The organism is Rhodosalinus sediminis, assembly GCF_003385555.1.
GTDB lineage: Bacteria > Pseudomonadota > Alphaproteobacteria > Rhodobacterales > Rhodobacteraceae > Rhodosalinus > Rhodosalinus sediminis.
This window is the reverse complement of record NZ_QOHR01000045.1, coordinates 1-7,615: the sequence shown is the minus strand read 5'-3', so window position 1 is coordinate 7,615 and position 7,615 is coordinate 1. Positions and strand designations below refer to the sequence as shown.

General features: G+C 71.1%; 13 protein-coding genes and 2 pseudogenes. 2 read left to right on the top strand and 13 right to left on the bottom strand.

The features are described 5' to 3' along the window. The 11 genes and pseudogenes from DRV84_RS16060 to DRV84_RS14630 all read right to left on the bottom strand — a co-directional run. Positions 1–117: pseudogene (locus DRV84_RS16060) on the bottom strand (peptidase); the annotation flags it as partial. Beyond that, a complete protein-coding gene (locus DRV84_RS14665) occupies positions 114–998 on the bottom strand; it encodes a DUF2163 domain-containing protein (protein ID WP_115982027.1) in 885 nt (294 codons plus the stop codon). The pseudogene DRV84_RS16060 and the gene DRV84_RS14665, both read right to left, overlap by 4 nt. Further along, the gene (locus DRV84_RS15495; protein ID WP_139307524.1) at positions 995–1,195 is read right to left on the bottom strand and encodes a hypothetical protein; all 201 of its coding nucleotides are present in this window, start codon (positions 1,193–1,195) and stop codon (positions 995–997) included. The genes DRV84_RS14665 and DRV84_RS15495 overlap by 4 nt, the downstream gene beginning before the upstream one ends. Beyond that, entirely contained in the window at positions 1,155–1,739 is a 585-nt protein-coding gene (locus DRV84_RS14660; protein ID WP_115982025.1) for an HNH endonuclease, read from the bottom strand. The genes DRV84_RS15495 and DRV84_RS14660 overlap by 41 nt, the downstream gene beginning before the upstream one ends. Beyond that, entirely contained in the window at positions 1,739–1,969 is a 231-nt protein-coding gene (locus DRV84_RS14655) for a hypothetical protein (protein WP_115982024.1), read from the bottom strand. Before DRV84_RS14655 ends, DRV84_RS14660 begins: the two co-directional genes overlap by 1 nt. After that, the gene (locus tag DRV84_RS14650) at positions 1,962–2,168 is read right to left on the bottom strand and encodes a hypothetical protein (protein WP_158547821.1); all 207 of its coding nucleotides are present in this window, start codon (positions 2,166–2,168) and stop codon (positions 1,962–1,964) included. Before DRV84_RS14650 ends, DRV84_RS14655 begins: the two co-directional genes overlap by 8 nt. Before the next feature lie 29 nt (positions 2,169–2,197). Then, a complete protein-coding gene (locus DRV84_RS14645; RefSeq protein ID WP_115982020.1) occupies positions 2,198–2,857 on the bottom strand; it encodes a lysozyme in 660 nt (219 codons plus the stop codon). Between the two features lie 4 nt (positions 2,858–2,861). Continuing rightward, complete coding sequence (locus DRV84_RS16180; RefSeq protein WP_275668767.1) at positions 2,862–2,993, bottom strand: hypothetical protein; 132 nt, start codon at positions 2,991–2,993, stop codon at positions 2,862–2,864. Continuing rightward, positions 2,986–3,336: a hypothetical protein gene (locus tag DRV84_RS14640; protein ID WP_115982018.1), complete on the bottom strand. Its 351-nt coding sequence runs from the start codon at positions 3,334–3,336 to the stop codon at positions 2,986–2,988. The genes DRV84_RS16180 and DRV84_RS14640 overlap by 8 nt, the downstream gene beginning before the upstream one ends. Continuing rightward, positions 3,333–3,959 carry a DUF2460 domain-containing protein gene (locus DRV84_RS14635; protein WP_115982016.1) on the bottom strand — a complete coding sequence of 209 codons (627 nt, stop codon included), beginning with the start codon at positions 3,957–3,959 and terminating at the stop codon, positions 3,333–3,335. Before DRV84_RS14635 ends, DRV84_RS14640 begins: the two co-directional genes overlap by 4 nt. Beyond that, positions 3,959–6,436, bottom strand: coding sequence for a phage tail tape measure C-terminal domain-containing protein (locus DRV84_RS14630; RefSeq protein ID WP_115982014.1), 2,478 nt, complete (start codon positions 6,434–6,436; stop codon positions 3,959–3,961). The genes DRV84_RS14635 and DRV84_RS14630 overlap by 1 nt, the downstream gene beginning before the upstream one ends. Before the next feature lie 86 nt (positions 6,437–6,522). Here DRV84_RS14630 and DRV84_RS14625 point away from each other — a divergent pair, with 86 nt between their 5' ends. Together DRV84_RS14625 and DRV84_RS14620 are read left to right on the top strand one after the other, a co-directional pair. Then, positions 6,523–6,804, top strand: coding sequence for a type II toxin-antitoxin system RelE/ParE family toxin (locus DRV84_RS14625; RefSeq protein WP_113259233.1), 282 nt, complete (start codon positions 6,523–6,525; stop codon positions 6,802–6,804). 22 nt (positions 6,805–6,826) lie between these two features. Then, positions 6,827–7,117, top strand: coding sequence for a HigA family addiction module antitoxin (locus DRV84_RS14620; protein WP_115982012.1), 291 nt, complete (start codon positions 6,827–6,829; stop codon positions 7,115–7,117). On the opposite strand, the gene DRV84_RS14615 is transcribed toward DRV84_RS14620, so the two are convergent. Continuing rightward, a complete protein-coding gene (locus DRV84_RS14615) occupies positions 7,088–7,303 on the bottom strand; it encodes a DUF7697 family protein (RefSeq protein WP_239995099.1) in 216 nt (71 codons plus the stop codon). The two genes, DRV84_RS14620 and DRV84_RS14615, sit on opposite strands and share 30 nt — an antisense overlap. Before the next feature lie 17 nt (positions 7,304–7,320). Beyond that, positions 7,321–7,615 (bottom strand): annotated as a pseudogene (locus tag DRV84_RS15675) (hypothetical protein); the annotation flags it as partial.

Below are 7,615 nucleotides of genomic sequence, written 5' to 3'. Positions count from 1 at the left end.
CCGCGCGAGCCCGAGGCAGTCGCAGCCCACGCCCTTTAGGCTGGCCTGGTCGTGGTAGGGCGTGCCGAGCCACGCGTGCGCCGCGGCGATGACCCTATCTGGGTCGGCCGGCGTCACAACACGCCTCCGTCGTGGCCACCGTCCTTGGTCGCGTAGCGCAAGATGGTGTCCTGGCCGGGGATGTGCGGGAAGCCGCGGAAATTGGCGGTGTTGGCGAACTTGGCGCCGCAGGTCTCGATCCGCTTGTCGCAGCCCGCACGGATGGTGAAGCCGTCACCCTCGGCGATGGGGCGTACCGGCGCCTCGAGCAGGTTCAGGATCGCGATGCCGTCGGTCACGTCGTGGCCCAGCACTTCCGCGCGACGCCCCGCGTTGGAGCCGCTGGTCCATTCGATCGTGCCGAAGGTGAACCAACCGGCCTCAAAGTCGCCAAGGCCAGAGGCGGTGAAGGCCCGGTCGCGCAGCATGTCGATCACCGCGCCGGTGCCCTTGTAGGTCGGGTCCTCCAGATCTACCCCGCAGCGCCCATCGCCGAGAGCTGCGTCGCAGGTCGCCTGGAACGTCCGCCCCACCGTCTGGCCCAGCACATGCGCCAACGAGCGCACCTCGGCGACGAAGGCCAGCCGCCCGCGCCGGATCTGGCCGATGGCGCCCCGGCGCATCAGCACGCGCTGGCCGGCGTCAGCCCAGTTCACGCGCCAGACCTCGACCTCCGCGTTGTCCCAGCGCCCATCGAGGATGTCGGTCTCGGTGATCCGGTCCGAGGTCAGCACGCCCTCGGCGTCCTGCGCATCGACCGACAGGTCCGAGCCCGAGCGAACCTCGGACGCGGTCAGACCGCTCTCGGGCTCGAACTCCGTGCCGTCGAAGCTGAGCGTCCGGTCGTGATCGGTGAAGCCGAAGGTGACGCCGTCGGCCCGCGTAATCCGCCAGCACCACGCGAGCGTGGTCGTGCCCTCGTCGAGATGGGCCTGCAGCGCGGCCGAGACGGATTTCATCGGCAGGTTCCCGTCATGCGGTCGTCGAGATCGGCGATCCAAATCGCCCAATCCGGCGGCAAAGCGGCAACTGTGTCGGCAGGCGGCCGGACGAGCCGCGCCTCGGCATAGGAAGTGCAGCCGGCATCGGAAAACGGGGGACGGGTCGCGCAACCGCTAAGAAGCAGGCTTGCGGCCATGATTTTGATGATATCCATAGTGCCTCTCCGCAGCTTTGCGCACGGCCACCGCGTCGGCTTTTGATCGAAAGCTCCCCAGCAAGTGGCGGCGCCCTTTCGCAGGGTGGATATACGCCCACCAGCGGCGCTTCTCCCTGTTCCAGCTCACGCCAACGACGCCCGAGCTGTTGCTGCGCGATATCGCAGTGTTTCGCGCATTCTGCGCTGAATCGGTAGGGCGCAGGTTCCGCCATCGATTGTCACTGCGCCGGCCGTTGACGTGGTCGATCTGCGCCTCTGGCCATTGCCCGGTCATGATCGCGAACGCCACTTGATGGGCGTACACATGAGCACCGAAAACACGGCCAGCGATGTATCCGTGTTCGCGACGACCGAATGCCGGCCGACCTTCGTACTTGGCGTTCCAGATCCTGCAGACCCACGCCGGGTCGCGTTTGCAATGTGTGAAATTCACTGGCCGCCGCGCCTTCCATGTCAGCTGGCCGGTATCAGGATCGTAGTGAATGAGGTCACGAAGAAGAGCCGGCTCAATTCGTGGCGCCTTTTTGCTGAGATCGCTCATCACCAGTTCCCATCGTTGCGGCGCAGCCGGTCAGCGGGATCGCCAGCGCCGCGGCCATCGCGGACCGCGTCGCGACCCCGCTCGACGCGCTTGCTCTTGTCTTCCATCGCATCGCGTTCGGCCTCCAGTTTGCCCGCGCGCTTCCCTTCGACGCGGCCCCAGAGCCGGCCGAGGACCAAGCCCCCGACCGCGCCGATCGCCGCCACCAGCCAGATCAGAAGATCAGCCATCGCCGCGGAACCCGCGCTCGATCCGGTCGCGCAGGCCGATCAGGCCGAGCCCGAGGAACATCAGCCCTGCGGGCGAGGCATCGCCTGAGCCGGCCAGCAGCGCGACGAGACGGGACAGCTCGCCGAGCGAACCTGTGGCAGGCAGCGCGAGAGACGCGATGCCGGTGAGCATGGCGAGCAGACCCGCCCACCAGGTCATGGAGTTGGGTCGGACGTAGCGCATGGGGATCAGGCCCTCCGGATCAGGGTGGAGACGAAAGCGGCCAGCCGGGCGAACCAGCCGGTCGGCGTGTCGGATTCAGCGTCGCGGACGGGCGGCCGCGGCGTCGGCGGTCGGCGTAGCAGGGCCAGCGCCTCATCCTCGGTCAGGCGACGGATCGGCCGGGAGAAGTCGACGCGGCCCGTGCGATCCACGGACCAGACCGGGATCGTGCCGCCAGGATAGCGGCCGTGCCGGAACAGGTCGCGCTCAGCCTCCCGGCGCGGGATGATCGCGGCCGGGCGGCGCCAGTTCAGAAACGCGTCGGTGGCCGCAACGCGATTTCCGGCATTGAGGTGCCGGGTCAGCGCAGCCTTGGCGATGCCGCCGGTGTTGTAGTGGAACGAGACCAGCGCATCGAGTTCGTGCGGCGACAGCGGCACCTTCACGGCCCGCTGAACGGCGGCCTCGTAGCGCGCGAGGTCGGCCCGGAAGACCCGGAACGCCTCGCGGATCCCGGCGTCCAGATCGGCGGGCATGCCGCGTGGCATGGTGGCGGGATCGGGCGAGCCGGCCGCGGCCGTGTGGCCGATGCCGAAGGTCCAGACCTGTTTCACATCGAGATAGGGCCCGGGCACGAGTCCTTCGTGCCGGACGAGGGCCAGCAGGCCCCGGTCGGTCATGTGCATGGGATTACCGGAGAAGCGAGAGGATCAGGATCAGCGCCGCGACGGCGAGGCCGATGCGCAGACGGTGGGTAAAGGCCGCTCGAGGGTCTGCCGGGTCGCAGCGGAGGGCGCGCGCGAGGCGAACGAGCTCATTCATCGCCGTCGCCCTGCTTGGCGCGGCGCAGGCGGGCGAGCAGCATCTCTATGAAGGCCGGGCCGAAGACGCCCACGAGATAGGCGGCCGACCCGGCAGCACCGCCCGCCGGGATCGCCTCCATCGGCAGGCCCATCCAACTCGTGATGACTGCCATCGACAGGCTGCCCATGCCCGCGGCGATCAGGCCGCCGAGCAGGATGTGCCGCAGCGCGTCGCGCAGGTGCATCTTCGTGGTCAGCGCGTTGGTCGCGCCGCCGAGCGCGCCCCAGGCGGCGAGGATCACGGCCGTCGAGGCCGCGAGTTCGCGCAGCACGGCCGCAATGAAGCTGCCGGAATCGTTCATCTCCGGATCTCCACGAGCGGAATGGAGGTAATGGATCCGAGCCGCTCCACGTCGAGCGTCACGTCGAGCACATCGGTGTCGAAGCGGACCGGCACGTCGAACTCGAAGCCCGCGGTGATCCCGACGCCAGCACCCGGCGCAGCGCTGAAGGTGACGACGCCGGTGGCGGTGTCGACCGACCAGCCGGAGGGCTGCTCGACGGCAGACAGCGCGATGCGCACGGTTCCGATCACCGGCTTCGCGACGGCGCGCGTCCAGGATTGCGCGCCGGAGGCGTAGCGCTTCACCAGCTGGAAGGCGGTCGTCGTGCCGTCGCCGGTGCCGATCGTCTGGTCGGTCGGCGAAGGTGTGCCAGATGGAAGGCAGGACTTGTGGTCGCCCCAGTCCTTGAAACGGAAGCCGTAGAGCCTGCCGTTGCGCGCCTCGAAGAAGGCGACGACCGCCGCCAGATCGTCCGCGCGGCGGATGCCGTAGGCGACATCGTAGCGGCGGCGCGAGTTGGCCCAACTGGCGTTCCTCTCCTCGTCGCCCGAGGCGAGCTCGACGATCTGGGTGCGCCGCTCCGGCCCGCCGCGCGCGCCGCGGCTGATGTTGTCGGGAAACCGGACCTCGTGGAACGCCATCACATGCCTCTCCGGCCCATGGCCACGGCGCGCGAGATGTCGGCCGCGACTTGCGTCCGCGACTGGCGGAAGCTCTCGGCATCGCGGGTCTGGATCGAGATGTTGACGACCGGGGCGGCCTCTCGGTCACGGCGGGGGCCGTCGTGGTCGCGCACCTCCCGACGCGACAGCACCCGCTCGCCGCGCTGCAGGATCGCCGGCACCTCGTCAGGGCGAAGCCCCAGCGTGCCGCCGGAATGCATCCGCGGGGCCGCCGCGAAGGCCGCGGCCGGGACCATGCGCCCGGGCGCCGGTGCGCCGACGACACCGCCGGCATGGAGGACGCTGGCGAAGAGCCCGCCGGCACCCCCGAGCGCACCGCCGAGCGCACCCGCGATCGGCCCCAGGATGAAGCGCCGGGCGGCGAGCTGCGCGAGATCGGCGATGAGGGAGGTGACAAGATCGCGGACCTTCAGCTTGCCGGTCTTCACGAACTCGCCCACCGCGTTCTCGGCCGACCGGAAGGCGCCGACGAGGCTCTGGCCGATATCGCCGCCGATCTCGCGGGCCCTGGTGGCGTAGTCCGACAGCGCCGCCGTGACCGCCTGCCAGCCGGTGACGGCCCGCTCGGTGCTTGGCGCGGCGGCGGAAGCGGCCGCCCCGGCCGCGGCACCGGCCTCGCTGGCCGCCTGTCCCGCCGCGCCGAGTGCCGCCTCGAAGCGGTCGGCCGAGTCCGCGGCCGTCTCGAGCGCCGCCGCGCCGTCCGAGCCCGCGCCCGCCACGGCGTCCTTCAGCGCCTGCCAGGCGGTCATCGGGCGGGCGGCGGCCTCCGACAGCATCCCGGCCGCCTCGGCATAGCCGGCGGCACGGCCGCGCGCATCCGCAGCCATGCCCCCGAAGAGGTCCGGCGCCTCGACATAGGTGCGGCCCATGGCGGCGTGGAAGGCGTCGCCCGCGGCATCGCCGACCGCCGACGCCGCGCCCGCGAAGGGGTTCTCGACCCCGCCCAGCTCGACCGGATCCAGCGTGCCGATAGAGAGGCCGCCCTCGCCGGTCGCCCAGTCGGGCAGATTGGCGAGCGCCGCGTTCAGCCGGGAGATGAAGCGGTTGATCCGCGCCACCACGCCGTTGATCATCGACTCGACGCCGTCGATCAGCGCATTCGCGGCCTGGAAGGCGAAGTCTCCGATGGCCTCCGGCAGCGCGCCCCAGGTTGCCTTCACCGCATCGAAGGCACCGGAGAAGGTCGCGACGGTGCTGTTGCCCCAGCCGACCACGGCCTCCGTCGCGCCCTGCAGACCCTCGTAGATGCCGGCCTGCGCGGCGGCCCAACCGGCCTCCACCCGCGCCCACGCGGCGCCTGCGCTGAGCGCGATCCGGTCCCAGGCTTCCGCCGCCACGTCCCGAAGCAGACCGAGCGCGTCGCCGATGCCGCCGGTCGCCGCCACCAGTCGCGTAAACTGGTAGATCAGCTCGCCCGCGCCCACGATCAGCGCGCCGATGCCGGTGCGGATCAGCGCCCCGCGCAGGACCACCAGCGCCGTGGCGAGGCCGCGCACCGAAAGCGCCGCCGCGGCGAGCCCCGCCACCCAGCGCCCGGCGAGAAACCCGGCAAAGGCGGCCGCGGTGCTCGCCACCCGCCCGAGATTGTCGATCAGCAGGACGAGCGCGTCGGAGATGCCGGTGAAGACCCGCTGGATCGGCCCGCCCACTTCGCCGAGCCGGGCCAGCCCTTCGGCCGCGCTCTGCAGGGCCGGCGCGGCGGCGACGGCCAGCTGGTTCGACAGCCCGCGCCAAATGAGCCCCAGCCGCGAGATCGCGTCGTTCGTCTCCTCGATCCGGTCGGCGTCCGCGTCGCTGACCAGCACGCCGAAGCGGCGGAGCTCGTCATTCGCTTGGCGCAGCTGCGCCGGGTCGAGCCGCTGGAAGGCCACGAAGGCCCGATCGCCGAAGAGCTGCGAGAAGAGCGCCGCCTGCTCGGAGGCCGCGGCATTGCTCCGGATCGCCTCGGTCACCCGGGCAATGCGCTCGTCGAGCGGCAGCCGGAGCAGCTCCGCCGCGTTCAGCCCCAGCCGCTGGATCGCGTCGGCCGCCGGCCCGCTCCCGTCGGCGGCGAAGAGCGACAGGCGCCGGGTCAGGCGCGCGGAGCCGGCCTCGAGCTCGCGGAAGGAATTGCCCGACAGGTCCGCCGCCCGGGCGAGCACCTGCACGCTCGCGGTGGTGGTGGCGAGCGACTGCGCGAGCTTGGCCTGCGCGTCGATCGTCTGGAGCCCCGAGCGGATCAGCGCCGCGCCGGCCGCCGCAGCCGCGGCGCCGACGACCCGGGCGATCCGCGTCGCCTGCCGCGCGAAACGGGCAAGCCTGCGGTTCGCCGCCTCCATCTCGCGCGAGAGGCGCCGGAAGCCCTTCTGCCCGGCCTCGCCGACACCGCGCAGCGCATCCTTGACCTGCCGCCCGCCCGTCGCCGACAGGCGGACGCTCACGCGTTTCTCGGCCATGTGACTGCCTCCGGTATCAGCAGGAACGGTAAAGCGCGCCGCCGCGCGCCCCTTGAAATATGTATCATGTCGTGATACATGCGCTCATGATCGTCAGCACGAAGGGCAAGCGCGCGGCGAACGCGGTGGAAGGCCGGTTCGGCAAGGGCTTCCCGGCCGATCTGGTCAAGCGGACGCGGGCGATGCTCTCGGCGCTCGATGCCGCCGTGGTCCTCGAGGATCTCCGGTTTCCGCCGGGCAACCATCTCGAGGAGCTCAAGGGCGACCGGGCCGGGCAGCATTCGGTGCGCATCAACGACCAGTGGCGCATCTGCTTCGTGTGGACCGATCAGGGACCGGCCGACGTCGAGATCGTCGACTACCATTGAACGGGCATCGAAAGGGCGCGCCATGACACTGATGAAGACCCCCTCGCACCCCGGCGAGGTTCTCAAGGAGCTCTACCTCGACCCGCTCGGGCTGAGCCCGATCGCGCTGGCCAGGCGCCTGCACGTGCCGCGCACCCGGATCGAGCGGCTGGTGCGGGAGGAAACGGCCGTGACCGCCGACACCGCCATGCGGCTCGCAAGGGCCTTCGGCACGACGCCCGAATACTGGATGAACCTGCAGCGCGCGTGGGACCTCGCCCGCGCGCGCGATACGGTGGACGTCTCAGACATCGCCCCCGTCGCCGCCGCCTGACGCGGCCTGCTCGTTCAGCTTCCGGACCACCACCGCCTCGATGTGCGGGAGAAGCTCGGCGGCGGCGGCAAGCGGAACGCCGCGGGTGCCGGCCATGGCGAGCAGCGCGGTCATGTCGAAGCCGATGACGCCGCCCATCGGTGCCAGCCGCAGCTGGCCGCCCGCCGCCTGCACCAGATCCCGCACCTGCCGGCCCTCGGATGTCAGCGGCCGCTCTTGCGTTTGCGGGCAGTCCGGGCACGGCCCGTCGCACGCCCGGCAGTAGTCCGCGCCCCCGCCCCAGACCCAGGCTGCGAGGGCGCAGAGGCGTTTTTTTCCTGCTCCAGCAGCAGCCCCTTCTGGACGTAGCGGGTCTGGAACGCCTCGAAGATCGGCCAGATGTCCATCAGCGCCGGGATCGTCTCGGGACCGGGCTCCACGTGGGCGCCCTTCGCGTCGCCCACGCCCTCCCAGTCGACGATCGCCAGCCGGGCCAGCGCCACCGCGAAGGGGATCGCG

What these genes read in the sequence shown, in the direction of transcription:
- DRV84_RS14665 (WP_115982027.1), bottom strand. Translation starts at nt 998, where the DNA reads ATGAAATCCGTCTCGGCCGCGCTGCAGGCCCATCTCGACGAGGGCACG.
- DRV84_RS14660 (WP_115982025.1), bottom strand. Translation starts at nt 1,739, where the DNA reads ATGAGCGATCTCAGCAAAAAGGCGCCACGAATTGAGCCGGCTCTTCTT.
- DRV84_RS14655 (WP_115982024.1), bottom strand. Translation starts at nt 1,969, where the DNA reads ATGGCTGATCTTCTGATCTGGCTGGTGGCGGCGATCGGCGCGGTCGGG.
- DRV84_RS16180 (WP_275668767.1), bottom strand. Translation starts at nt 2,993, where the DNA reads ATGAATGAGCTCGTTCGCCTCGCGCGCGCCCTCCGCTGCGACCCGGCA.
- DRV84_RS14620 (WP_115982012.1), top strand. Translation starts at nt 6,827, where the DNA reads ATGACACTGATGAAGACCCCCTCGCACCCCGGCGAGGTTCTCAAGGAG.
- DRV84_RS14645 (WP_115982020.1), bottom strand. Translation starts at nt 2,857, where the DNA reads ATGCACATGACCGACCGGGGCCTGCTGGCCCTCGTCCGGCACGAAGGA.
- DRV84_RS14625 (WP_113259233.1), top strand. Translation starts at nt 6,523, where the DNA reads ATGATCGTCAGCACGAAGGGCAAGCGCGCGGCGAACGCGGTGGAAGGC.
- DRV84_RS15495 (WP_139307524.1), bottom strand. Translation starts at nt 1,195, where the DNA reads ATGGATATCATCAAAATCATGGCCGCAAGCCTGCTTCTTAGCGGTTGC.
- DRV84_RS14650 (WP_158547821.1), bottom strand. Translation starts at nt 2,168, where the DNA reads ATGACCTGGTGGGCGGGTCTGCTCGCCATGCTCACCGGCATCGCGTCT.
- DRV84_RS14640 (WP_115982018.1), bottom strand. Translation starts at nt 3,336, where the DNA reads ATGAACGATTCCGGCAGCTTCATTGCGGCCGTGCTGCGCGAACTCGCG.
- DRV84_RS14630 (WP_115982014.1), bottom strand. Translation starts at nt 6,436, where the DNA reads ATGGCCGAGAAACGCGTGAGCGTCCGCCTGTCGGCGACGGGCGGGCGG.
- DRV84_RS14635 (WP_115982016.1), bottom strand. Translation starts at nt 3,959, where the DNA reads ATGGCGTTCCACGAGGTCCGGTTTCCCGACAACATCAGCCGCGGCGCG.